A 21879-nucleotide genomic window follows, 5' to 3' on the forward strand; every position below is an offset into this window, starting at 1 on the left:
ACTCGGTGTCCGGTTGATGACGCTGTGCGCGGTTCCGCGTGGGGTCGTGTGTGGCGAATAGGGTTAGAACCCTCATTGCCACTCACGACCCCCGCGCGAAACCGCACAAACTGCCCAATTCGGGCAGTCTTCTTCAGGAAAGTGTCCTTTATGGACACTGGGGGCGCGGCCCGGCTTCCGTCAGTCAGTCCGGTCCCGCGCCGGGACACGTCACGTTTGACTCGCCCTTCGTCCGCCTTGGCCACCTTCCGAGGCCCTCGGAGCTGCCCTCGATGCGGCGTAAGCGCTTGAGGTGGTTCGTCTTGTTCCGGCATGCCCGGGGTGGCATACGTCACGGGGGTATGTCCATTGCCCTACCCCCCTAGGGTATGTAGAGTCGGTGTCAGGAGGTCGAAGATGCACGGATACGCGCAAGGTAAAGAGGAATACCTGACCAGGCTGCGGCGGATCGAAGGGCAGATCCGGGGCCTGCAGCGGATGGTCGACGAGGACGAGTACTGCATCGACATCCTCACCCAGGTCTCCGCCGCCACCAAGGCGCTGCGATCGGTTTCGCTGGGGCTGATGGACGAACACCTCAAGCACTGCGTGTCCGACGCCATCGCCAAGGGCGGCGCCGAAGCCGACGAGAAGATCAAGGAGGCGAGCGACGTCATCGCCCGCCTCGTCCGTTCCTGAGTCATCCGAAGAAAACCGGAGGAGAACCACGATGAGCGAGACCACCTACACCGTCACCGGCATGACCTGCGGCCACTGCGTCAGCTCGGTCACCGAAGAGGTCGGGAAGATCAGCGGCGTCACGGACGTCCGTGTCGACCTGCCGACCGGCGCGGTGACCGTCATCAGCTCCCAGGAACCCCAGGTCGCCGACGTGCGTGCGGCCGTCGAAGAAGCCGGATACGAGCTGACCGCCTGATTCGCGGGACGGCTCCACGACAGCGGGCCCATGGTCCGCACTAAGGACTTCACGATGAACACAACAGCGAAGCTCTCCGCCTACGGTGTGGCGCTTGCCCTGGTCGCCGGTGGCGCCTGGGCCGCCGGTAGCGCTGTCGGTCCCTTCGCCGGCGCCGCCGGCCTGCCCGGCGGCGAGGACGCCGGGCACGGGGACGCTCACAGCGGCACTGTCGCGGAGGCGGCGCGGACCGATGAGCCCGGTGGGCTCGCGTCGTCCAGGGGCGGTTACACCCTCACGCCCACCACCACGACGCTCACGCCGGGAACGACCCAGCCCTTCTCCTTCCGCATTCTCGGCCCCGACGGCGCGCCGATCACCGCCTACGACGTCGAACACGAGAAGCGGATGCATCTCATCGTCGTCCGCCGCGACACGGCCGGCTTCCAGCACGTGCATCCCGAGCTGGGGGCGGACGGCACGTGGACGGTGCCGCTCGCGTTGCCGGAGGCGGGTTCCTACCGCGTCTTCGCCGATTTCAAACCGTCGGGCGGTACGGCCACCACACTGGGCGTCGACGTCGCCGCGGCCGGGGATTTCAGGCCTGCCGAGTACCAGCCGTCGCGGGTCGCGAACGTCGATGGCTACCAGGTCCGCCTCGACGGCGACCTGACGCCGGGCCGGTCGTCGAAGGTGACCTTGACGGTGGCCAAGGACGGCCGCGACGTGACCGACCTGCAGCCCTACCTCGGAGCCTACGGGCATTTGGTGGCCCTGCGCGGTGGCGACCTCGCTTACCTGCACGTCCATCCCGACGGTGAGCCCGGTGACGGCCGCACCGCACCCGGGCCCGCCATCACGTTCTTCGCCGAAGTCCCTTCGGACGGCACCTACCGGCTGTTCCTGGACTTCCAGCACCAGGGGAAGGTCCGCACCGCGGAGTTCACCGTCGCCACCACGGGTACCCCCGCCACTTCTCCGGCCCCCGGCCGAACCCAGCCTCCGGCGGACGACCCCGGGCACGGCGGACACGGCTGACCGCGAGAGTCGGAAAAGGAGTGAGCACAATGACATCCGATGTCGACCAGGCGCGGACGACCGAAGTCGAACTCGCGATCACCGGGATGACCTGCGCGTCCTGCGCGATGCGCATCGAGAAGAAGCTGAACAAGCTCGACGGGGTCACCGCGACCGTCAACTACGCCACCGAGAAGGCCAAGGTCACCTATCCGGCCGGTATCGAACCGCAGCGGTTGATCGAGCAGGTGGAGGCGGCCGGCTACTCGGCCGCCGTACCCGCCCCGGCGAAGACCGCCGACCCCGGCGAGCCTGGTGAAGAGGCCGATCCGAGCGCGCCGTTGCGGCAGCGGCTGATCGGTTCGGCGGTGCTGTCGGTGCCGGTGATCCTGCTGGCGATGGTGCCCGCCCTGCAGTTCACCTACTGGCAGTGGATCTCCTTGACGTTGGCCGCGCCGGTCCTGGTGTGGGCGGCGTGGCCGTTCCACCGGGCGGCGTGGGCGAATCTGCGCCACGGCGCGGCCACCATGGACACGCTGATCTCGATGGGCACGCTGGCGGCGTTCCTGTGGTCGTTGTACGCCCTGCTGTTCGGGACCGCCGGGACGCCGGGGATGACGCATCCCTTCGAACTGACCGTGCAGCGGATGGCAGGCGACGGCAACATCTATCTCGAGGTCGCCGCCGGCGTCACGACGTTCATCCTCGCCGGACGCTATTTCGAGGCCCGCTCCAAGCGGCGGGCGGGTGCGGCGTTGCGGGCCCTGCTGGAGCTGGGCGCGAAGGACGTCGCGGTCCTCCGGAACGGCAAGGAGGAGCGTATCCCGGTCGATCAGCTGGTCGCGGGGGACGAGTTCGTGGTCCGGCCGGGGGAGAAGATCGCCACCGACGGTGTCGTCACCGAAGGCAGTTCCGCCGTCGACGCGAGCATGCTGACCGGGGAGAGCGTTCCGGTCGAGGTCGGCCCCGGGGACGCGGTGGTCGGTGCGACGGTCAACGCGGGCGGGCGGCTCGTCGTCCGTGCGACGCGGGTCGGCGCGGACACGCAGCTGGCGCAGATGGCGAAGCTGGTGGAGGACGCCCAGACCGGGAAGGCGCAGGTCCAGCGGCTGGCGGACCGGGTGTCGGCGGTGTTCGTGCCGGTCGTGATCGCGCTTTCGGTCGGCACGCTGATGTTCTGGCTCGGGGCGGGTGGTTCGGTCGCGGCGGCGTTCACCGCGGCGGTCGCCGTGCTGATCATCGCCTGCCCGTGCGCGCTGGGCCTGGCGACGCCGACCGCGTTGCTCGTCGGCACCGGCCGCGGGGCGCAGCTCGGGATCCTGATCAAGGGGCCCGAGGTGCTGGAATCGACCCGGTCCGTGGACACGGTCGTCCTCGACAAGACCGGCACCGTGACCACGGGGCAGATGTCGCTGGTGGCCGTGCACGTCGCCGACGGTGTCGACGCCGACGAGACGCTGCGACTGGCCGGCGCGCTGGAAGACGCGTCCGAGCACCCGATCGCGCAGGCCATCGCCCGCTCGGCACGCGAGCGGGTGGGTGAGCTGCCGCCCGTCGAGGGCTTCACCAACGTCGAAGGCCTTGGCGTGCAAGGGATCGTCGACGGCAAAGCGGTACTGGCCGGGCGCAGCTCACTGCTGGATGAATGGGCGCATCACCTGCCGGAGGAGCTCGCCGAGGCGAAGGCGGCAGAGGAGAAAGAGGGCCGTACCGCGGTCGTCGTCGGCTGGGACGGGAAGGCTCGCGCCGTCCTCGTCGTCGCCGACACGGTCAAGCCGACCTCCGCCGAGGCCATCACGCGGCTGCGGGCGCTCGGGCTGACCCCGGTCCTGCTCACCGGCGACAACGAGGCCGTGGCTCGCGCGGTGGCGGCGGAGGTGGGGATCACCGAGGTGATCGCGGAGGTCTTGCCCAAGGACAAGGTCGACGTGGTCAAGCGATTGCAGGGTGAAGGCAAGGTGGTCGCGATGGTCGGTGACGGCGTCAACGACGCGGCCGCGCTGGCACAGGCCGACCTCGGCCTGGCGATGGGCACCGGTACGGACGTCGCCATCGAGGCGTCGGATCTCACCCTCGTCCGCGGGGATCTGCGGGCGGCGGTGGACGCGATCCGGCTCTCCCGGCGGACGCTGCGCACCATCAAGGGCAACCTGTTCTGGGCCTTCGCCTACAACGTCGCGGCGCTGCCACTGGCCGCGGCTGGGCTGCTCAACCCGATGATCGCCGGTGCCGCGATGGCCTTCAGTTCGGTCTTCGTGGTCACGAACAGCCTGCGGCTCAAGGGATTCCGCAGCACGGCGAGCTGATCGCCGCAAGCACTCGCGCGACACCTGGCCGGTGTCGCGCGAGTGCTTTTGCGCGGTGTACCTGGTTTTCAGTGATGGTAGGCGTGCACGACCGCGTGCCCGGCGCCGCGGCCGATGAGCCACTTGTTCACCGGAGTGGTGAGCACGAAGGCGACGGCCAGCGCGAAGGCGAGCGCGCCCCAGAACAGCCCGCTGCCGAGGCCGGCCTCCATCGCGCCCGGGACGACGACCATCACGGCGTTGTCGACGATCTCCATGACGATGATCGACACGGTGTCCGCGGCGAGGGCGACCTTGAGAGCCTGCTTGAAGCCGACGCCCGCGCGGAGCACACCTCGCATGGTCAGCGCGTAGCCGAAGACGAACGCCAGCGCGACGGCGAGCACGATGATCGCCAGGTTTCCCCAGCCCAGCGCGGTGCCGATCACCATACCGAGCACCTCGCCGATGGCGCAGCCGGTCAGGCAGTGCAGGGTGGCCGACGCCGCGGTGCCCCAGGTGGTCCGCGGAGCGTGGCGGTGCTCGTGCTCTTCGTGGTGCCGGTGATCGTGGTGCGCGTGCTCGGTGGACATGAGCGGTTACTCCTTTGTGGACTGCCCAAGGGTTCGTCGCTCGTTCTACGGTCAGATTCGTTGTTCAGCAAGCGATTTTGCCAAAGAAGAGCATTGTGACCATGGCGACACAATTACCCTGTGGGGGTACTTGATTCCTGGACCGGATCGAGCCTATGTTCAGGTTCGCCAGATACCCCCTAGGGGTATTAAATCCAGAAAGGACGGTCGTCATGGCCGAGACAACCCCGGACCCACGACGGTGGTGGGCGCTGGGTCTGATCGCGTTGGCCCAGTTCATGGTCATCATGGACACCTCGATCATCGGCGTCGCGCTACCCGCGATGCGGCAAGACCTCGGGTTCTCCCCGGGAGCCCTCTCGTGGGTGTTCAACGCCTACGTCATCGCGCTGGCCGGGTTGCTGCTGCTCGGTGGACGGCTCTCGGATCTGTTCGGGGCGCGGAAGATGTTCACCGCCGGCTGGGTCGTGACCCTCGGTGGTTCCGTGGTCGCCGCGGTCGCGACCACCGCGTGGGTCGAACTCCTCGGCAGGGTGCTGCAGGGCGCGGGCGCGGCACTGATCGCGCCGTCCGCGCTGACCTTGCTGATGATGCTGTTCGGCGCACGCCCTCGTGAGCTGACCAAGGCACTCGCGCTCTACGGCGCTGCCGCCCCCGCCGGTGGTACCGCCGGGGTCTTCCTCGGCGGCGTGATCACCGAGTGGCTGTCCTGGCCGTGGATCTTCTGGCTCTACGTCCCGATTTCGCTGATCGCCATCCTGGCGACCGGAAAGCTGATGCCTTCCGCGCCCGCCCGGCGTGGTTCGGTCGACCTCGCCGGCGCCGTCGTGGCGACCGCGGGCCTGGCTCTGACCGTGTTCGGCGTCGTCCGCGCGCCGGAGGACGGCTGGGCTTCGGCGGGCACCTGGGGCGCGTTGGCGGGTGGTCTCGCGCTGCTCGCGGTGTTCGTGGTGATCCAGCGGGTGCGCGAAGTGCCGTTGGTGCGGCTGGGAATCTTCCGGACACCGAACCTCGGCGGCGCGAACCTCGCGCAGTTCCTGCTCGGCGCCGCGTGGATCCCGATGTGGTACTTCCTCAACCTGTATCTCCAGCAGGTCCTGGGTTATGGCGCGTTCGCCAGCGGGGCGGCGCTCCTGCCGATGACCGTGCTGATCGTCGTGCTGATGGTCGCTGTCGCACCGCGGTTGATCGGCCGTTTCGGGACGAAGAAGATGATCATCGGCGGATTGTGGGCGCTCGCGGCGGGGCTGGTGTGGCTGTCGTTCGCCGGGCCGACCGGCAACTTCGCCGTCGACGTTCTGCCCGCTTCGCTGGTCGCCGCACTCGGTCAGGCACTCGCGTTCATCCCGTCGCTCGGCACCGCCATCTCCAGTGCGAAACCGGAGGAAGGCGGACTCGCGTCGGGGATCGTGAACACGTCGTACCAGATCGGTTCGGCACTGGGCCTCGCGGCGATGACCGCGGTCGGTGTGTCCTTCGGTGCTGGGCGGACCGCTGACCCGGTGGCGTTGACCAGCGGATACTCGGCGGCGTTCCTCGGTGCCGCCGGAATCGCGATCGCCGGCGGCTTCCTGGCGATGGCCACCCTGCGCGAGCCGGCGCCCGCGCCCAGCGAAGTCGTCGGAGGTGACCCGGCGGTGCTGCGATGACCGGCTGTACCAGCGGTCCGTGAAGGCCTCCTTCGCTACCTTGAGGGTAGGGAAGGAGGCCTTCACGGACTTACGGCCACCGGTGGCCGGATGTCAGTCGGTCAACGGGATCCCCCAGGCCTCCGCCACCTGGCCGGAGGTCAGTACCGAACCCGGCGGTCCTGCGGCGACGAGGTGGCCGTCCCGCAGCAGCAGGCAATGATCCGCCCGGCGCGCGACCGCGAGATCGTGGGTGACACGCAGGATCGTCGTCCCCTCGGCGAGCGCGGCGCGCAGTGCCTCGTCGATCATGGTCCGGGCGTGCAGATCCAGACCGGCCGACGGTTCGTCGAGCAGCAGCAGCCCGGCCTGCTGCGCCAGTCCTTGCGCCACCAGCGCCCGCTGACGTTGGCCGCCGGACAACGTGCCGAGCATCCTGTGCGCGATCGAGGTGATATCGAGTCGTGCCATGCATTCCTCGACCACTTCACGGTCCATAGTAGACAGTCGGCGCCACGGACCGCGGTGCGCCCAGCGGCCCATGGTGACGGTCGCGCGCACGGTGATCGGGAGTGACGAGGACACCTCGCTCTGCTGGGTCACGTAGGCGACGCGGCGGGGATCGCGCCGGGTGAACGAACCGGTGGTCGGCGGCAACACCCCGGCGACGAGGTTGAGCAGCGACGACTTGCCTGCTCCGTTCGCGCCGACGACCGCGGTGAGGCGCCCGTGCGGCACTTCGGCGGTGACACCGCACAGCACTTCCCGGTGGCCGTAGTGCGCGTGTACGCCGTCGAGCGTCAGGGCCGTTGTGTCCGAGTTCATCCCACCTCATTCAGATAATGACAATCGTTACCATTATAGTGGTTCGCGTGGAGTGGTTACTGGTCCCCTTCGAGGTGTCCTTCGTGCAGCGAGCGCTGGTGGCGGGTGTGCTCGTGTCGGTGGTGTGCGCGATCGTGGGCACCTGGGTGGTGTTGCGGGGGATGGCCTTCATCGGCGACGCCATGTCGCACGGCATGTTGCCCGGCGTGGCGATCGCGTCGCTGACCGGCGTGAACCTGCTGATCGGCGCCGCGGTCAGCGCCGGGGTGATGGCGCTCGGGGTCACGGCGCTCGGCCGCTCGAAGCGGTTGTCGGAGGACACCACCATCGGGCTTCTCTTCGTCGGCATGCTCGCGAGCGGCGTGATCATCGTGTCGCATTCACGGTCGTTCGCCGTCGATCTCACCGGGTTCCTCTTCGGTGACGTGCTCGCTGTCGGCTCGGCCGATCTGGTGGGCCTGGCGATCACGCTGGTCGTCGTGGCGGTGGTGGCGCTCCTGGGACACCGGTCGTTCACCGCGCTCACCTTCGACGTCCGCAAGGCCCACACCCTCGGCCTGCGCCCGCGCCTGGCCAACGCCGTGCTGCTGGCGCTGGTCACGCTGACGATCGTCGCTTCGTTCCGCGTGGTCGGGACGCTGCTGGTCTTCGGCCTGCTCATCGCCCCCGCGGCGGCCGCGCTCTTCTGGTCGCGGCGGATCACCACGATCATGCTCGTCGCGGCGCTGCTGGGGGTCGCGGCCACGGTCGGCGGTCTGCTCGTGTCCTGGCACTGGGGCACCGCGGCCGGCGCGACCATCGCCGCCGGCGCGGTCCTGTTGTTCTTCCTCTCCGCGTCCCTTTCCTTCGCGCGACAGCATTTCCGTTCCCTGACACTGGAGATCGAGCGTTCACGATGAGACTCAAGAAGAGCCGGGCGGCGGTCGTCCTCGCGGTCACGGCGATGACCGTGGCGGCCTGCGGTGGCGAGCCGCCGCAGGACACCGCCGCGGAGGTCCCGCACGGCTATGTCGAAGGCGCCGAGGAAGCCGCCGAGGCGCAGTCGCGGTTGATCGTCGCGGATCCCGCGTCGGGTGCTGTGCGTGTGGTGGACCTGATCACCGAAGAGGTGCACGAAACGGGACGCGTCGAGGGTGTGCGCGGGCTGGTCGGCGACGGGCGATTCGGTTATCTGACCGCCGGCGACGGGTCGGTTCACGTGATCGACAGCGGAGCCTGGATGGTCGACCACGGCGACCACGTGCACTACTACCGTGCGAAACCCCGGGAAGTCGGTCTGGCGCCGGGAAAACAGCCGGTGGGCGCCTACAGCGATCCGGTGGTTTCCGTAGTGTCCTTTTCGGACGGTTCGGCGACCGTGCTCGACCGGGCCGCGCTCGACAAGGGTTCCGTGGCCGAACTGGGCAGGATCGTGCGTGAGCCACACGCCGGTATCGCGGTGCCTTACGGCAAGCACATCCTGGCTTCGGTGGCGGACCCCGGCAAGCCGTCCGCGCATCGGGTCCGTGTCCATGACCGGCAAGGAAAAGCGGTGGCGGAGCTCGAACCACCGTGCCCGGAACTGCAGGGGCAGGCGGTGACCCGACGGGGTGTCGTCTTCGGTTGCGCGGACGGCGCGCTGCTGGTCACGGAAAAGGACGGCGCCTTCACCGGCGAGAAGATCCCATACCCGGCGGAAGCCGCCACACACGAACGCGCCACCGCTTTCTTCCATCGGCCGGGCGGTAGCACGCTCGCGGCCAAATCCGGGGACGACGCCGTGTGGTCACTGGACGTCGGCCGCCGGGCCTGGAGCCATCTCGAGACCGGACCGGTCGCCGCGGTGAGCGCCGTGGGGGAGGGCGGACCCCTTCTGGTACTGGCCCGGGATGGGAGCCTGCGCGCCTACGACAGCGCCACCGGGAAGGAACAGACCCGGATCCCGTTGTTGTCACCCGAAGCGGCCGCGGCTCCCTCCGTGCAGGTCGACACGACGCGCGCGTACGTCAACAACCCGCTTTCCGGAGAGGTGTACGAGATCGATTACAACGACAACCTCCGTCGCGCCAGGACGCTGAAGGTCGACGGCAAGGCCGGTCATATCGTGGAGACCGGCCGATGAGCCGCCGGATGTTCGCCCTGGTCGCCGCGGTGCTGCTGGCGGTCGCCGGGTGTTCCGCGAGTGGCGAGGGCCGGGAGTCCGTCGTCGTCACCACGAACATCCTCGGTGACATCACCCGCAACATCGTGGGGGATCAGGCCGAGGTGACCGTGCTGATGAAACCGAACGCCGACCCGCATTCGTTCGGGATTTCCGCGCAGCAAGCCGCACAGGTCGAACGCGCCGGGCTGATCGTCTACAACGGACTCGGACTCGAAGAAGGCATGCTGCGCACGGTGCGCACCGCCGAGGAAAACGGTGTGGCGGCTCTTCCCGTGGGGGAGCGGACGAACCCGATCGACTACGCGGGCGGCAACAAGGACCCGCATTTCTGGACCGACCCGGGACGGGTGCGCGACGCGGTGAAGGTGATCGCCGACGAGATCGTCGCCCGTGTCGCCGGGGTCGACGAAAAGGTGGTCCGGGCGAACGCCGACCGCTACCGCGGCGAGATCGAGGCGCTCGATGCCACGATGACCCAGAAGTTCGGGAGCATCCCGGCGGAGCGCCGGAAGCTGGTCACCAACCATCATGTTTTCGGCTATCTCGCCCAGCGTTACGGCTTCGAGGTGGTCGGCGCCGTGATCCCCGGCGGAACGACCCTCGCCTCGCCCAGCTCTTCGGACCTGAAGGCGCTGGCCGACACCGTGCGTTCGGCGGGCGTGCCGGTCATCTTCGCGGATTCCTCCCAGCCTGACCGGCTCGCCCGCGTACTGGCCGAGCAGGCGGGCCTGCACGTGGCGGTGCGCTCGCTGTTCTCCGAATCGCTCAGCGAACCGGGGCAGGGCGCGGCCACCTACCTGGACATGATGCGCGCCAACACCGAGTCGATCACCACCGGCCTGACCCGTTCTTGAAAGACCTGGCACAGAAGAAAGGTGCAGTTGAATGGCACGCCCCACCCGATACGCCGCACTGATGACGACGGCGGTGAGCACGCTCGCGCTCGCCGCCTGCGCGACCGAAGAACCGGCACCGCAGGCTCAAGGTGCCACCCCGGCGTCGGCGGCCGTCGTGACCGATCCCGTCGCCGTCACCTATGACGGGGGAATCCTGGTGCTCGACGGGAAGACCTTGAAGGTGGCCAAGGATCTCCCGCTCGACGGCTTCAACCGGCTCAACGCCGCCGGGGACGACCGGCATGTACTGGTCTCGACCTCCAGCGGTTTCCGGGTGCTCGACGCCGTCGGCGCCGTGCTGACCGACACCGAGGTCAAGGCGGCCAAACCGGGACACGTCGTCCGTCACGCCGGCAAGACGGTGTTGTTCGCGGACGGGACCGGTGAGGTGACGGTGTTCGATCCGAAGACGCTCGGCGCCGCGGCTCCGCCCGCGCCGAAACACAAGACGCCGGAAGCCCATCACGGCGTCGCCGTCGAACTCGCCGGTGGCGAATTGGTCACCACCATCGGCAACGAGGACGCCCGGCCCGGCATCGTGGTGCTGGACAAGGAAAAGAAGGAGATCGCACGTAACGAACAATGCCCCGGCGTGCACGGTGAAGCCACCGCGCGGGGTGAAGCGGTCGTGATCGGCTGTGAGACCGGCGTCCTCATCTATCGTGACGGCACCATCACCAAGGTCACCAGCCCGGACCCCTACGGCCGCATCGGCAACCAGGCCGGTTCGGACCTCTCGCCGATCACCTTGGGCGACTACAAGGTCGACAAGGCGGCGGAACTCGAGCGTCCGACCCGGGTGTCGCTGATCGACACCGAGAAGGCCACGCTCAAGCACGTCGAACTCGGGACCAGCTACACCTTCCGGTCGCTGGCGCGGGGCCCGCAGGGCGAGGCACTGGTGCTGGGCACCGACGGGCAGATCCACGTGATCGACCCGGTGACCGGCACGGTGACCAAGAAGATCGCGGTGCTCGGCTCCTGGCAGGAACCGCTCGAATGGCAGCGGCCGCGACCGGCGATCTTCGTCCGCGGCGGGACCGCGTACGTCACCGATCCGGGCAAGAAGGAGATCCACGCCGTCGATCTCGCGTCCGGTACGAAGACCACGACCGGCACGCTGCCCGGAACGCCGAACGAGATCAGCGGGGTGCTCGCGCACTAGAGCCGGCGTGAGTTCGGGTACGTGATGGCCCCCTTCACGGCCCGAACTGGAGGTGGGTAAGTCAAACGTGGCGTAGCGACACCCTTTGTATACCTATGCCTGGCCTGCACAAGGGTGGTGCCGCGGGCATCGTCGCCCGGTCTCGCCCCTTGATCAAGCCGATCACGACCGGTGGACCGGCGGCCGAGCGGGGAAGATTCCGGACGCTCAACGTCCGGAATCTTCCCCACCCGGACCGCCCCGGCAACCCGCACAAGCTCCACACATAAAACACCTTTGGCTCTAGCGACCCAACCACTCACGACCCCCGCGGATTCGTCGGTCACCACGCGATCGGGACGGCGACGGGCCCCTGCAGGGTCAGGAACATCCGCCGCCAGGTGAGTTCGTCGAGCGGCACGGCCAGCCGCAGTCGCGGGGCGACGGCCAGCAGCGCGGTGAGCCCGGTCCGGAGTTCCAGCCGGGCCAGGGAAGCGCCCAGGCAGTGATGGGGCCCGTGCCCGAAGGTGAGATGCCCCGGGGCACGGGCGAGATCGACCGATTCCGGCTCGGGAAACCGCCTGGGATCGTGGTTGCCCGCGCGCAGCGGCGCGAGGACGAAGTCACCGGCGCGGATCGGGGCCCCGCCGATCTCGGCGTCCTCGACGGCCACCCGTCCTTGGTCGGCGGCGGAACCCTGGTCCTGGCGCAGGAGTTCCTCGGCCAGCGCGGGCATCGAGCCGGGATCGCGGGGCAGCTCCGGTGCGAGGGCCAGCCGCAGTACGGCCTGGGCCAGGGCGTTCGCGGGTGGGACGTATCCGGCGATCATGGTCGCGAAGGCGAGGTGGGTGATCTCTTCCGGGCGCAAGGCGTCACCGGAGTCGTCTCGCGCCTCGATGAGTCCGGTCAGCAGGTCGTCCCCGGGCGCGTTCCGCTTCGCCTCGACCAGTTCCGCGAGATAGCCGCCCAGATTTCGGGCCGCCTCGGCCATCTCCTCGTAGTCCGGTGCGGTGAACACCGCGACGATTCCGTCGGTCCAGGTCCGCAGCTCGTCGCGAGCCGACGGCGGGACGCCGAGAAGTTCGTTGAGCACCGCGAGGGCGAACGGGATCGCGAACCCGTCCAGCACGTCGGCGGGCGGCCCTTGCGCGATCAGTTTCGCGGCCAGCTCCGCCGCGACGGCTTCGACCCGCGGCCGCAGCGACTCCATCCGAGCAGGGGTGAGGGCTTTGGCCGCGATCCGGCGCAGCCGCGCGTGTTCGGGACCCGACATGGTGAAGAGCAGTTCGTCGCCACTGTCCTCGGGAGTTCCGGGAACCCATGGCCGGAACCGCGGATCGGCCAGCAACGTCCGGATGTCGGCGTGGCGAGTGACGAGCCAGGCGTCCTCGCCGGACGCCAGCCGGACACGGCCGACGGGTTCCTCGTCCTGCCGCCGGATGAATTCCGCCGGACACCGCAACGGCTCCGCCTGCGTGAACGGGTAGTCGGTCACCCCGGTCATGTTTTCCCCCTTCTTTTGGGCCTTTCGGCCGCTTTCTCGGTCAGCGAGTTCAGCGGCATCAGCTCGGCATCCCCCGTCACGCCCAACGCGCGAGCGGTCAGTACCCGGTACAACTCCTCGGCCGCGCGCGTGAGCCGCGCGGCCCGGTCCGCGACCGCGTCCACGTCCGGATCGAGCTCGGCGAGCGCGTCCGCGATGACCTGCTCGGCTGCGCGCTGCTGCCGTTGCGCCACCACCTCGACCAGCGCCTCGACCGGCGTGACCAAGGTGCGGCGCCGGTCAGCCGGATCCGGGCGCGTCACCACGGCACCTTCGTCCCGCATCTTCGCGACGGCGGCGGAGACATGGCTCTGCGCGAAACCGGTGCGCGCGGCCAGTTCGCCGATCGACATGCCCGGGCCTTCGACGAGCACCGAGATGAGCAGGTCGTAGATCTCCGGGGCCTCCGGGTCGGTGTCGTCGCGCATGCCCCGGGAGGCGAGCTCCATCAGGTGCTTGCCGAGCAGGTACAGCTCGCTGGCCTTCATATCGGAAACGATACATCGAAAACGATGTAAATTGCCAGACGGTGGCGAGCTAGGCGTTCGCTCGGCGGAGCCGTTCGGCTACCTGTGCGTGGACGACCTCACGGGGTGGCGGGGAATCGAGGCACAAGGCTTCCCATCGGACGTCGTGGGCGGCGGGCCACAGGCCGGCCGCCCACGCGATCTCCTGCTCCTCCGCGGAGAACCTCCGCCCTCGAAGGGCTTGATATGTCGTCAAGAAGGCTTCGGAACTTTCGATCGGCGGCAGAGTGGCAGGCCCGGTCTTGGGAAAGACAGCGCTCGCCGCTCCCGCCAGCGCCGCCTCTGGCTGCCACGCCAAGCTGTCCCAATCGTGCACGATCCATACGCGGCCTTCGTGCCAGCGGAGGTTTTGCGCTTCGAAATCGGCGTGGCCCAGTACGCACGGCAGTTCGGCGGCCAGCAGCCGCTCGCGGACCCGCTCGGCCGTGTCGACGATGTACGCCGGCACAGCCCGCTGGTCCCGTTCGTCGAGGAACCGGATCGACGGCCACAACCCGGAATCCTCGTGGTCCCAACGAACCCAGCGCGGATTCGGCACCGGAGGGGGGACGGTCACGTCGGCCAGTCCGGCCATCAGCCGGGCGAACACCGCCGCGTAACGTGCGGCCATCTCCGGCGAATCGCTATGGAGCAGCTCGCCGCCCGGCCGGTATTCCTCCGCGTGCACGGCCAGCGTGCCGACGCCGATCACGGGCGTGAGCGGCCGGGCGCACGGAAATCCCCGCTCCGCCAACACGGCCTGCGCGGCGACACACGAGCTGGTTCGCCCGTCGTCCTCTCGGGCCTTCACCACGACCTCCCGGCCGTCGGCCAGTCGTAGTCCGAATACCGCCGAGATCGATCGAGTCTCGAACAACACGCTGCCCGGCGCGCACCCGAGCTGGTCGGTGCACCAGGCGGGGAGCCAGTCCGGCAAGTCATCCAAGCTCATCGCGACGACTGTGCCACGCGCGCCGGCCGTGCTGGAAGGGGCCGGTACATGGGAACGCTCCCAGGTCAGCGGGCATGTCAACGATGTCGGCGCTGTCTGTCCAGAATGGACGATCGAGATCGCTGTGGGTGACGTGTCCGTCATCGGGCGTTGTCAGAGTGCCGGGTGTCGTATTAAGCTGACGTTTCCAGCGGAATGTTATCGCTAACAGCAACAGCGAAAGGTTTCGTGACCCACGGATTTCCCCACCCGATGGCGAAAGTTTCGGCCGCCACCGGCTCACTGTTTCCTGCCCGCAGGAGGTTTGGTGAAAACCCGGATCCGCCACCTCGTGGCCGCCACCTCGGTGATGCTGGCCGCCTTGCTGAACGTCCCCGCGGCGACCGCGGCGACCGCGGCCCCGGCCGCCTTGCCGACGAGTTTCCAGTGGAATTCCAGCGGGGTGCTGATCAGCCCCAAATCCGATGCCACCCATAAAATCGCCGGGATCAAGGATCCCTCGGTGGTTTACCACAACGGCAAGTACCACGTGTTCGCCAGCACCGCGAACGCCTCCGGCTACAACCTGGTGTACCTCAGCTTCTCCGACTGGTCGCAGGCCGGATCCGCCACCCACCATTACCTCGACAAGTCCGCGATCGGTACGGGTTACCGTGCGGCACCGCAGATCTTCTACTTCGCGCCACAGGGCAAGTGGTATCTGGTCTACCAGAACGGCAACGCCGCCTACTCCACCAACAGCGACATCGGTAATCCCAACGGCTGGAGCGCCCCGAAGACGTTCTACAGCGCGATGCCGGAGATCATCCGGCAGAACATCGGCGCCGGGTACTGGGTCGACATGTGGGTCATCTGCGACGCGGTGAACTGCTATCTGTTCTCCTCCGACGACAACGGTCACCTGTACCGGTCGCAGACCACCGTGGCGAACTTCCCGAACGGTTTCACCAACACCGTGATCGCGATGCAGGATTCGAACACGCACAACCTGTTCGAGGCGAGCAATGTCTACAAGATCGCCGGACAGAACCAGTATCTGCTGCTGGTGGAGGCGATCGGGTCCGACGGCCGCCGGTACTTCCGCTCCTGGACGTCGTCGAGCATCAACGGCACGTTCAGGCCGCTGGCCGCCAGCGAAAGCAATCCCTTCGCCCGGGCGTCCAATGTGGCCTTCCCCGGCGGGCAATGGACGAAGGACATCAGTCACGGCGAGATGCTCCGCGCGGGCAACGATCAGACGCTGCCCGTCAATCCGTGCCGGTTGCAGTATCTGTACCAGGGCATGAATCCGTCGGCGGGCGGCGACTACAACAGCCTGCCCTGGCGGCTCGGCCTGCTCACTCAGAAGAATTCCACCTGCTGACCAGGAGTCGACGATGGGACTACGGACAAGGATGCTGGCCGTCGCGGCGGCCGTGACGGTAGCGGTCGCCGGTCTGGCCGGTGTCGGCCACGCCGAATCGAACGGGGGTGTACGGGTCATGCCCCTCGGTGATTCGATCACCCACGGGTACGGGGTCCCCGGCGGATACCGGATCGGGCTGTGGCAGCGACTGGCGGCCGGCCGATACACCAACGACTTCGTCGGCTCGCAGTTCAACGGGCCGGGCAGTCTCTGGGACCACGATCACGAAGGGCATTCCGGCTGGCGCATCGACCAGATCGACGCGGCTGTCACCGGCTGGATGCGGACCTACCAGCCGCGCTCGGTGCTGCTGCACATCGGCACCAACGACGTGCTGCAGAATCACGACGTCGCGAACGCGCCGCGCAGGCTGTCCACCTTGATCGACCACGTCACCTCGACGGCGCCCAACGCCGACGTGTTCGTCGCGCAGCTCATCCCGCTGGGGTGGGCGAGTGGCGACGCCACCGTGCGGACGTTCAACAACGCGTTGCCCGGGATCGTGCGCGACAAGGTGAACGCGGGCAAACGCGTGCACCTGGTGAACATGCACAGCGCGCTGACCGCGGCCGACCTCCCCGACGGCGTCCATCCGAACGCCACCGGGTACGACAAGATGGCCGCCGTTTGGTACAACGCCCTGCGCTCGGTGCCGGGAAGCATCGGGAATCCGCGTTAGCGCTGGACTGGCCAAAGGTGGAAGTCCGTCAGAGCGGGACAAGGCGAACCTGTCGCGATGGGCCCGGCGGGGGCGGGGTCACGCAAAGGTCCACACCCGGCTCCTGACTGTCCATAAGGGACACTGTGCGAGATAGAGGCGCCCGGCTTGGGCAAGTCGCACGGTTTCGCGAGTGGCGATTCGTGTCGGTACGTGAATCGTTGCACCTGAGGCTGATGTGATTGTGTTGACGTCTTTGCGCGTGAAGGCCCCCTTCCCTCGGCTCAGTCGAGGGAAGGGGGCCTTCACGCGCATCAGAACCGGGGCGTGAGGGGATCGCCTCCACCCGCGAGCGGGGCGCGCCAGCGCCCATCCCCAGTTCTATTAATAACCCGAATCGCCACTCACGACCCCACGCGGAACCGCACATGGCGTCATCGATCGGACACTGAACCTCCGTCGGCGTCCACGACCAGGTCTGCGCCACCGTCGATCAAGCTCCGCCACCGGCGCAGGCGACCCCGCCACATCCAGGAACAGTCGCCCGACCCGCAAGATCTCGAATGTCCGTGAAGGCCTCCTTCCCTACCTTGAGAGTAGGGAAGGAGGCCTTCACGGACTTCAGTTCTTGCGGCGGGTGGAGGCCCGCACGACCAGTTCCGGGGTGAAGATGACCTGCCGGTGCTCATGGTCTGCTTCGGTGGTCTCCGCCATCAGGAGTTCCGCCGCGGTGCGGCCGAGCCGGTGGCGTGGCTGGCGGACGGAGGTCAGCGGGACCGCCGCCGCGGAGGCGAACTCGATGTCGTCGTAGCCCACGATCGCGAGGTCGTCCGGGACGTTCAGGCGCAGGGCGGCGCAGGCCTGCAGGAGGCCGAGCGCGAGCAGGTCGTTGACGCAGAAGGCGGCGGTCGGACGGCTCGGCGCGGGCAGGCCCGCCAGGCGTTCGCCGGCGTTGCGGCCGTCGGCGACGGTCAGCGTCGAGGTGGTGATGTCGACCAGGCGCTCCGGTCCCAGGCCGGCTTCGGCGAGGGCGCGGAGGGCTCCTTCGCGGCGATCGCGTACCTGGCCGAGGGTGGTCTGGTTGCCGACGAAGGCGATGCGGTCGTGCCCCTGTTCGAGCAGATGCCGGACGGCGATCTCGCCGCCGTGGACGTCGTCGACCGCGACCGAGCAGTGGGTGGCGGTGTCCCGGGTGCGATCGACGATCACGACCGGGGTGCCGCGCCGCGCGATCTCGTCGAGCAGCGGTGAGTCGGGGTCGGCGGGGGTGATCAGGATGCCTTGGACGCGTTGCTCTTCGAGCCGGTCGAGGTAGGCCTTCTCGCGGTCGGGGAGGTTGGCGCTGTTGCAGAGGAACAACGAGAGGTCGTCCGTACCCGCGGCGTCCTCCATCCCGGCGGCGACGTCGGTGAAGAACGGGTTGCTGCCGTCGAGCATCACGTAGGCGAGGACGCGGCTGCGCCCGGCGCGCAGTTGCCGCGCCGATTCGTTGCGGACGAAGCGGAGTTCGGCCATGACGGCTTCGACCTTCGCGCGGGTGCCGGGGCTGACCCTGTCCGGCCGGTTGAGCACGTTGGAGACCGTGCCGAGGGAGACACCGGCGGCGGCCGCGACATCCTTGATGCCCGCCGCACGATTCTCGGGTCTGGCTTCCTTCGCGCCTCGGTCGGTCATCCGTTCCCTCTCTTGAAACGTAACACTACGGCTGCCTGAGCTTATTCGACTTTTCGTTGACTTCGCCGTTCGGGCCATAGTAGCTTCACCGCTCCAGGCTTGTGAAACCTTTCAATCCGGAGGTCGCGATGGGGCGACAGGAGCGGTCCACGATCGAGCCGGGCCGTGTGCCCCTGCTGGAAGTCCGCGACGTCACGAAGTCCTTCGGCGCGGTCGCGGCCGTGGCCGGAGTGTCGTTTCCGCTGTACGCGGGGGAGACGCACGCTCTGGTCGGGGAGAACGGCGCGGGCAAATCGACCATCGTCAAGATGCTGGCCGGGGTGCACCGGCCGGACGCCGGGACACTGCTGCTGGACGGCGAACCGGTCGCTTTCGCCTCGCCCGCCGACGCGAAGGCCGCCGGCATCGCGGTCATCTACCAGGAACCGACCCTGTTCCCGGATCTGTCGGTGGCGGAGAACATCGTGATGGGCCGTCATCCGCGCCGCGGCCTCGGCAGGATCGCCCACGGTGCCGTCCAGGCCGAAGCGCTGCGGCTGTTCGCCCGCCTCGGCGTGCGGATCGACCCGGCCCGGCCCGCGCGCGGGCTGTCGATCGCCGATCAGCAGATCGTCGAGATCGCCAAGGCGCTGAGCGCCGACGCGCGGGTGCTGATCATGGACGAGCCGACGGCGGCGTTGAGCCTGGTCGAGGTCGAGCGGCTGTTCTCGGTGGCGCGGACGCTGCGTGACGAGGGTGCGGCGATCATGTTCATCTCGCACCGGTTCGAAGAGATCACCGAACTCTGCCGGCGCGTGACGATCATGCGCGACGGCAAACACGTCTCGACCGATCGGGCCGAGGAGCTGACGGTCGACGAGATGGTGCGCCGGATGGTCGGCCGCGACCTCGACGCGCTGTTCCCCAAGCAGGACGTCGAACCGGGGGCGGTCGTCCTGGAGGTCGAGAACCTGTCACGGGAAGGTGCCTTCCGGGATGTCTCTTTTTCGGTCCGGGCGGGCGAGATCGTGGCCTTCGCCGGGTTGGTCGGGTCGGGCCGGTCCGAAGTCGTGCAGGCGGTGTTCGGGGTGGACGAACGCGACACGGGCTCGGTTCGCTTGAACGGCAAGCGGATCCGGCCGCATTCGCCGCGGGCGGCCATGGCCGCCGGGATGGCGCTCGTGCCCGAGGACCGGCGGCAACAGGGTCTGGTGATGGACCTGTCGATCGAGCGGAACGTGACGCTGCCCCGTTCGCGTGCGCTGGCGAGACTCGGTCTGCTCACCGGCGCGGAGGAACGGCGGGAAGCGCGGCGCTGGACGGAGCGGCTGCGGACCAGATACCGCGGCCTGACCGACGCCGTCGGCACGCTGTCGGGCGGTAACCAGCAGAAAGTCGTGCTGGCCAAATGGCTCGCGACGGCACCGCGGGTCTTGATCGTGGACGAGCCGACGCGGGGGATCGACGTCGGCACGAAGGCGGAAGTGCACCGGCTGATGTCGGAACTGGCCGCCGAGGGGGTCGCGGTGGTGATGGTGTCCTCGGAACTGCCCGAAGTGCTGGGCATGGCCGACCGCGTGCTGGTCATGCGCGAAGGCCGGATCGTCGCGGAACTCCCGCGCGCCGAAGCCACCGAGGACTCGGTGATGTTCGCCGCGATGGGACAGGGAACGGCCGCATGAGCGCGACCAAGGTGGCGGTACCTCCGCCGAGGGAGAGGATCGTGACGGGACGGCGTTCGGTGTTCGGCACGGTGTTCAAAGCCCGCGAGTCGGGGATCGCGCTGGCACTCGTGGTGCTGGTGGCGTTCACCGCCACCCAGAACTCACGGTTCCTTTCCGGGCAGAGCATCCGCGACATCCTGCTCGGCACGGCGATCCTCGCGGTACTGGCCGTCGGACAGTCGATCGTGATGATCACCCGCAACATCGACCTGTCCGTCGGTTCGGTGCTGGGACTGTCGGCGTTCGCGGTCGGTTCGCTGATGCGCGACAACCCCGGCGTGCCGGTGTTCGTCGCGCTGCTGGCGGGGCTGGCCCTCGGTGCCGGGTGCGGCCTGATCAACGGTGCCCTCGTCCGGTTCGGGCGGGTACCGGCGCTGGTGGTCACCCTCGGCACGCTCTACGCCTTCCGCGGGGTGTCCTACCTGTGGGCCGGCGGGCAGCAGATCAACGCCGACAAGCTGCCGCCGTCGTTCCTCGGCTTCGGGACCGCGACGCTACTGGGTGTTCCGTGGCTGGTGCTGATCGCGGCCGCCGTGCTGATCGCCGCGTCGGTCGTCCTGCGCGACTACCGCGCCGGGCGCGAGCTGTACGCGATGGGCTCGAGCCCGCAGGCCGCGAAACTCGCCGGGATCAAGGTCGGCCGCAACACCAGCGCCGCCTTCCTGGTCAGCGGCGCGCTCGCGGGGCTGGCCGGAGTCCTGTTCGCGGCGCGGTTCGGCACCGTCGACGCGGCCGCCGGATCCGGATACGAGCTCAACGTCGTCGCGGCCGCCGTCGTCGGCGGGGTGGCGGTGTTCGGGGGCAGCGGTTCGGCCTGGGGCGCGGGTCTCGGCGCGCTCCTGCTGACCGTGATCGGCAGCGCGCTGGCGGTACTGGACATCGACCAGTTCTGGCAGCAGGCGATCGTCGGCGCGCTGATCCTGCTCGCCATCGGCGCCGACCGGCTGGTCGCGGTCCGCGTCGCGAAGGCACTGAAGAAGAGGGACTCCCATGTCTGAGAGGGCACAGGCCAGGCCCGCGTGGCTGTCCAGGCTGGCGAGCTGGGACGGCGCGGTGATCGTGGTGACGGTCGCCGTCCTGGTGATCGCCTCCGGGGTGGTCGAGAACTTCGGGACCGGCCGCAACTTCACGTTCCTGCTGCTGGATCTGCTGCCGATCGCGCTGGTGGCGTTGCCGATGACGTTCGTGATCGTCACCGGCGAGATCGACCTGTCGGTGGCGAGCACCCTCGGACTGACCTCGGCCGTGATGGGTTCCTTGTGGGACAGCGGATTGGCGATCGAGACGATCATTCCCCTGTGCGTCGTGCTCGGCGCCGCCCTCGGCGCGCTGAACGGATTGTTCGTCACCGTCCTGAAACTGCCTTCGCTGGCGGTCACGATCGGCACGATGGCGCTGTATCGCGGGCTGGCGTTCGTGGTGCTCGGTGACGGCGCGGTGGCGGACTTTCCCCGCGGCTTCACCGCGTGGGTCACCGGGACCATCGGTGACGGACCGATCCCGAACGTCTTGATCCCGCTCGTCGTGCTGGCGCTGATCTTCGGTGTGGTGCTGCACGCGACGCCGATCGGCCGCGGGGTGTTCGCGGCCGGGGCCAGTGAACAGGCGGCCCGGTTCGCCGGGATCCGCACCGGCAGGCTGAAGTTCTGGCTGTTCGTGGTCAGTGGCGCGGTCGCGGGCCTCGCCGGTGTGCTGTGGACCCTGCGGTACTCCAGCGCGCGGGCCGACAACGGCTTCGGCCTCGAACTCGCCGTGGTGGCCGCCGTGCTGCTCGGCGGGGTCTCCATTTTCGGCGGCAAGGGCACGCTGCCGGGTGTGCTCGCCGGTGTGGTGCTGCTGGCGGCCCTGCAGAACGCGCTTCGCCTGCAGGACGTGTCGAACGAAGCGCTCAACATCGTGACGGGTGCGCTGCTGATCGTCTCGGTACTCCTGCCCAACGTCTTGTCCTCGGCCCGCGCCGGATCACGGCGTGGCCGGCAGTCCGTCCCTCCGCCCCAGAAAGGTTGACGACA

General features: G+C 68.5%; 20 protein-coding genes. 14 read left to right on the forward strand and 6 right to left on the reverse strand.

What is annotated here, in order from left to right:
• The first annotated feature begins 396 nt into the window (after positions 1 to 396).
• From ACZ5ZX_RS22500 to ACZ5ZX_RS22515, 4 genes are read left to right on the forward strand one after another with little or no spacing between them, the layout of a single operon-like run.
• Positions 397 to 678, forward strand: a complete 282-nt coding sequence (locus ACZ5ZX_RS22500; protein ID WP_465503946.1) for a metal-sensitive transcriptional regulator — start codon at positions 397 to 399, stop codon at positions 676 to 678.
• Positions 679 to 709: 31 nt separating this feature from the next.
• Positions 710 to 916, forward strand: a complete 207-nt coding sequence (locus tag ACZ5ZX_RS22505) for a heavy-metal-associated domain-containing protein (protein WP_465503947.1) — start codon at positions 710 to 712, stop codon at positions 914 to 916.
• Between the two features lie 54 nt (positions 917 to 970).
• Positions 971 to 1933 (forward strand): hypothetical protein, encoded by a 963-nt coding sequence (locus ACZ5ZX_RS22510; protein WP_465503948.1) that lies wholly within the window; start codon positions 971 to 973, stop codon positions 1931 to 1933.
• Between the two features lie 29 nt (positions 1934 to 1962).
• Positions 1963 to 4218 (forward strand): heavy metal translocating P-type ATPase, encoded by a 2256-nt coding sequence (locus ACZ5ZX_RS22515; RefSeq protein ID WP_465503949.1) that lies wholly within the window; start codon positions 1963 to 1965, stop codon positions 4216 to 4218.
• A gap of 68 nt (positions 4219 to 4286) precedes the next feature.
• Here ACZ5ZX_RS22515 and ACZ5ZX_RS22520 read toward each other — a convergent pair whose 3' ends face one another.
• Positions 4287 to 4790: a DUF4396 domain-containing protein gene (locus tag ACZ5ZX_RS22520; protein WP_465503950.1), complete on the reverse strand. Its 504-nt coding sequence runs from the start codon at positions 4788 to 4790 to the stop codon at positions 4287 to 4289.
• Between the two features lie 212 nt (positions 4791 to 5002).
• On the opposite strand from ACZ5ZX_RS22520, the gene ACZ5ZX_RS22525 reads away from it, so the two are divergent.
• Complete coding sequence (locus tag ACZ5ZX_RS22525; RefSeq protein WP_465503951.1) at positions 5003 to 6439, forward strand: MFS transporter; 1437 nt, start codon at positions 5003 to 5005, stop codon at positions 6437 to 6439.
• Positions 6440 to 6532: 93 nt separating this feature from the next.
• On the opposite strand, the gene aztA is transcribed toward ACZ5ZX_RS22525, so the two are convergent.
• Complete coding sequence (aztA, locus tag ACZ5ZX_RS22530; RefSeq protein WP_465503952.1) at positions 6533 to 7243, reverse strand: zinc ABC transporter ATP-binding protein AztA; 711 nt, start codon at positions 7241 to 7243, stop codon at positions 6533 to 6535.
• 47 nt (positions 7244 to 7290) lie between these two features.
• Between aztA and aztB the strand changes: the two genes are divergently transcribed.
• From aztB to aztD, 4 genes are read left to right on the forward strand one after another with little or no spacing between them, the layout of a single operon-like run.
• Positions 7291 to 8142 carry a zinc ABC transporter permease AztB gene (gene aztB, locus ACZ5ZX_RS22535; RefSeq protein WP_465503953.1) on the forward strand — a complete coding sequence of 284 codons (852 nt, stop codon included), beginning with the start codon at positions 7291 to 7293 and terminating at the stop codon, positions 8140 to 8142.
• Positions 8139 to 9344, forward strand: coding sequence for an NHL repeat-containing protein (locus ACZ5ZX_RS22540; RefSeq protein ID WP_465503954.1), 1206 nt, complete (start codon positions 8139 to 8141; stop codon positions 9342 to 9344). Before aztB ends, ACZ5ZX_RS22540 begins: the two co-directional genes overlap by 4 nt.
• Positions 9341 to 10240 carry a zinc ABC transporter substrate-binding protein AztC gene (gene aztC / locus ACZ5ZX_RS22545; protein WP_465503955.1) on the forward strand — a complete coding sequence of 300 codons (900 nt, stop codon included), beginning with the start codon at positions 9341 to 9343 and terminating at the stop codon, positions 10238 to 10240. Before ACZ5ZX_RS22540 ends, aztC begins: the two co-directional genes overlap by 4 nt.
• 31 nt (positions 10241 to 10271) lie before the next feature.
• On the forward strand, positions 10272 to 11447 hold the full coding sequence (aztD, locus tag ACZ5ZX_RS22550; RefSeq protein ID WP_465503956.1) for a zinc metallochaperone AztD: 1176 nt from the start codon (positions 10272 to 10274) through the stop codon (positions 11445 to 11447).
• A gap of 322 nt (positions 11448 to 11769) precedes the next feature.
• On the opposite strand, the gene ACZ5ZX_RS22555 is transcribed toward aztD, so the two are convergent.
• Genes ACZ5ZX_RS22555 through ACZ5ZX_RS22565 form a run of 3 tightly spaced genes read right to left on the reverse strand, consistent with a single transcriptional unit; the run spans position 11770 to position 14427 of the window.
• Positions 11770 to 12930, reverse strand: a complete 1161-nt coding sequence (locus tag ACZ5ZX_RS22555; protein ID WP_465503957.1) for a cytochrome P450 — start codon at positions 12928 to 12930, stop codon at positions 11770 to 11772.
• Entirely contained in the window at positions 12927 to 13457 is a 531-nt protein-coding gene (locus ACZ5ZX_RS22560; protein WP_465503958.1) for a MarR family winged helix-turn-helix transcriptional regulator, read from the reverse strand. The genes ACZ5ZX_RS22555 and ACZ5ZX_RS22560 overlap by 4 nt, the downstream gene beginning before the upstream one ends.
• Positions 13458 to 13506: 49 nt before the next feature.
• Positions 13507 to 14427, reverse strand: a complete 921-nt coding sequence (locus ACZ5ZX_RS22565; protein ID WP_465503959.1) for a phosphotransferase — start codon at positions 14425 to 14427, stop codon at positions 13507 to 13509.
• 307 nt (positions 14428 to 14734) lie between these two features.
• Between ACZ5ZX_RS22565 and ACZ5ZX_RS22570 the strand changes: the two genes are divergently transcribed.
• Together ACZ5ZX_RS22570 and ACZ5ZX_RS22575 are read left to right on the forward strand one after the other, a co-directional pair.
• Positions 14735 to 15790, forward strand: coding sequence for a glycoside hydrolase family 62 protein (locus tag ACZ5ZX_RS22570; protein WP_465503960.1), 1056 nt, complete (start codon positions 14735 to 14737; stop codon positions 15788 to 15790).
• Positions 15791 to 15803: 13 nt separating this feature from the next.
• Positions 15804 to 16511, forward strand: a complete 708-nt coding sequence (locus tag ACZ5ZX_RS22575) for an SGNH/GDSL hydrolase family protein (protein WP_465503961.1) — start codon at positions 15804 to 15806, stop codon at positions 16509 to 16511.
• Between the two features lie 600 nt (positions 16512 to 17111).
• Here the strand turns inward: ACZ5ZX_RS22575 and ACZ5ZX_RS22580 are convergent.
• Positions 17112 to 18164, reverse strand: a complete 1053-nt coding sequence (locus ACZ5ZX_RS22580) for a LacI family DNA-binding transcriptional regulator (RefSeq protein ID WP_465503962.1) — start codon at positions 18162 to 18164, stop codon at positions 17112 to 17114.
• Positions 18165 to 18292: 128 nt separating this feature from the next.
• On the opposite strand from ACZ5ZX_RS22580, the gene ACZ5ZX_RS22585 reads away from it, so the two are divergent.
• The 3 genes from ACZ5ZX_RS22585 to ACZ5ZX_RS22595 are packed head-to-tail and all read left to right on the forward strand — an operon-like array spanning position 18293 to position 21874.
• Complete coding sequence (locus ACZ5ZX_RS22585; protein ID WP_465503963.1) at positions 18293 to 19825, forward strand: sugar ABC transporter ATP-binding protein; 1533 nt, start codon at positions 18293 to 18295, stop codon at positions 19823 to 19825.
• The gene (locus ACZ5ZX_RS22590; RefSeq protein WP_465503964.1) at positions 19822 to 20865 is read left to right on the forward strand and encodes an ABC transporter permease; all 1044 of its coding nucleotides are present in this window, start codon (positions 19822 to 19824) and stop codon (positions 20863 to 20865) included. Before ACZ5ZX_RS22585 ends, ACZ5ZX_RS22590 begins: the two co-directional genes overlap by 4 nt.
• A complete protein-coding gene (locus ACZ5ZX_RS22595) occupies positions 20858 to 21874 on the forward strand; it encodes an ABC transporter permease (protein WP_465503965.1) in 1017 nt (338 codons plus the stop codon). Before ACZ5ZX_RS22590 ends, ACZ5ZX_RS22595 begins: the two co-directional genes overlap by 8 nt.
• Positions 21875 to 21879: the final 5 nt, after the last annotated feature.

This window comes from Amycolatopsis sp. NPDC033938, from assembly GCF_055575975.1.

Bases quoted from the DNA above. Each gene is read 5' to 3' on its own strand.
- ACZ5ZX_RS22510 (WP_465503948.1), top strand. From the start codon at position 971: ATGAACACAACAGCGAAGCTCTCCGCCTACGGTGTGGCGCTTGCCCTG.
- ACZ5ZX_RS22555 (WP_465503957.1), bottom strand. From the start codon at position 12,930: ATGACCGGGGTGACCGACTACCCGTTCACGCAGGCGGAGCCGTTGCGG.
- ACZ5ZX_RS22505 (WP_465503947.1), top strand. From the start codon at position 710: ATGAGCGAGACCACCTACACCGTCACCGGCATGACCTGCGGCCACTGC.
- ACZ5ZX_RS22540 (WP_465503954.1), top strand. From the start codon at position 8,139: ATGAGACTCAAGAAGAGCCGGGCGGCGGTCGTCCTCGCGGTCACGGCG.
- ACZ5ZX_RS22590 (WP_465503964.1), top strand. From the start codon at position 19,822: ATGAGCGCGACCAAGGTGGCGGTACCTCCGCCGAGGGAGAGGATCGTG.
- aztD (WP_465503956.1), top strand. From the start codon at position 10,272: ATGGCACGCCCCACCCGATACGCCGCACTGATGACGACGGCGGTGAGC.
- ACZ5ZX_RS22500 (WP_465503946.1), top strand. From the start codon at position 397: ATGCACGGATACGCGCAAGGTAAAGAGGAATACCTGACCAGGCTGCGG.
- ACZ5ZX_RS22560 (WP_465503958.1), bottom strand. From the start codon at position 13,457: ATGAAGGCCAGCGAGCTGTACCTGCTCGGCAAGCACCTGATGGAGCTC.
- ACZ5ZX_RS22525 (WP_465503951.1), top strand. From the start codon at position 5,003: ATGGCCGAGACAACCCCGGACCCACGACGGTGGTGGGCGCTGGGTCTG.
- ACZ5ZX_RS22515 (WP_465503949.1), top strand. From the start codon at position 1,963: ATGACATCCGATGTCGACCAGGCGCGGACGACCGAAGTCGAACTCGCG.
- ACZ5ZX_RS22520 (WP_465503950.1), bottom strand. From the start codon at position 4,790: ATGTCCACCGAGCACGCGCACCACGATCACCGGCACCACGAAGAGCAC.
- aztA (WP_465503952.1), bottom strand. From the start codon at position 7,243: ATGAACTCGGACACAACGGCCCTGACGCTCGACGGCGTACACGCGCAC.
- ACZ5ZX_RS22565 (WP_465503959.1), bottom strand. From the start codon at position 14,427: ATGAGCTTGGATGACTTGCCGGACTGGCTCCCCGCCTGGTGCACCGAC.
- aztC (WP_465503955.1), top strand. From the start codon at position 9,341: ATGAGCCGCCGGATGTTCGCCCTGGTCGCCGCGGTGCTGCTGGCGGTC.
- ACZ5ZX_RS22585 (WP_465503963.1), top strand. From the start codon at position 18,293: ATGGGGCGACAGGAGCGGTCCACGATCGAGCCGGGCCGTGTGCCCCTG.
- ACZ5ZX_RS22575 (WP_465503961.1), top strand. From the start codon at position 15,804: ATGGGACTACGGACAAGGATGCTGGCCGTCGCGGCGGCCGTGACGGTA.
- ACZ5ZX_RS22595 (WP_465503965.1), top strand. From the start codon at position 20,858: ATGTCTGAGAGGGCACAGGCCAGGCCCGCGTGGCTGTCCAGGCTGGCG.
- ACZ5ZX_RS22580 (WP_465503962.1), bottom strand. From the start codon at position 18,164: ATGACCGACCGAGGCGCGAAGGAAGCCAGACCCGAGAATCGTGCGGCG.